Source organism: Glutamicibacter sp. BSL13 (assembly GCF_052928425.1).
The window spans coordinates 1-1,036 of record NZ_JAVGCZ010000220.1 but is presented as its reverse complement, the minus strand read 5'-3'; the positions used below and the strand labels follow the sequence as shown (position 1 = coordinate 1,036).

Sequence of the window (1,036 nt, the reverse complement as noted above, 5' to 3'; positions counted from 1 at the left end):
GGGCCGGGCCGGCGCTTGGATTCGTCGCCGTGTTCCAGCTGCTCTCGGCCGGCTTCGGGCGGCTGATCGCCCCGAGCGTGAAGGCCGCCGAAGAGCACGCCGCCGCCGATCCGGCCCAGGCGCCCAGCACGCAGGGGGTGCTGGGGGGTCTGCGCTGGTGCTTTGCCCGCCCACAGCTGCGGATCATGCTCTGGCTGATCGTGGCGGTGAACCTGGGCACGAACGGTTCGGTGACCACCCTGGTCTACGGGTTGCGCGACCGCGGGCAGTCCCCGGTGAGCATCGGGCTGGTCAGCGCCTGCATGGGGGTGGGGCTGCTGCTGGGGTCGGTGTTCGCCACCTGGCTGATCGACCGGGTGCCCACCGGGTGGCTCTCCTGCCTGTCGCTCAGCGCCCTGGGACTGTTCCTGGCGCTCATCTCCGCCCACGCCGGCCTGTGGTGGATCGGCGGGATGCTGGCGGCCGCGTTCGTGGGGGTGCCGGCCCTGAACGCGGCGGTTGGCGGCTACTTCATGGCGATCGCCCCGCGGGACATGGCCGGGCGGGCGAACGCGGTGATGCTGTTCATGGCGCTGCTGGCCATGCCGCTGGGGCCGCTGCTGGCCGGGGCCGGGGTGCAGCTGGCCGGGATGGCCCCCACGATCCGCTTCTTCGCCGCCATCGTGCTGCTGGCCGCCCTTGGCGCCTGGCTCAGCCCGCACATCCGCTCCATCCCCGGGCCCGAGCACTGGCAGCACTCGGGCCGGGACACCGCACCGACCGGCGCCTCGGCGAGCGCGAAGGCCAAGCGTCCTGCATCGGGTGGGCGGCCGGCGAGCGCCGCTGGGCGCGGACGCGGCCTGGATCCCCATGGACAGTGGATCTACCTCTAGATCCCCAGGGGAGATGCCGGCACCGGGCCTCACCGCTGGATCGGCGCACCACCGGGTGTGGTGCGCCGATCCAGCGGCGCTCCAGCGGCTTCCGGTCGCTAGCCGTCGGCAATGACGGGGCCTTCGGTGCGGCCCTTCCCCGGCAGGGGTCAGTGGCTCTTCCG

At 73.4% G+C, this 1,036-nt stretch carries 1 protein-coding gene; it reads left to right on the top strand.

The genetic code is table 11. The features are described from left to right. Positions 1-872: MFS transporter (locus RCJ92_RS15970; RefSeq protein ID WP_446755133.1), on the top strand; the 872-nt coding region annotated here is incomplete at its 5' end. Positions 873-1,036 lie beyond the last annotated feature (164 nt).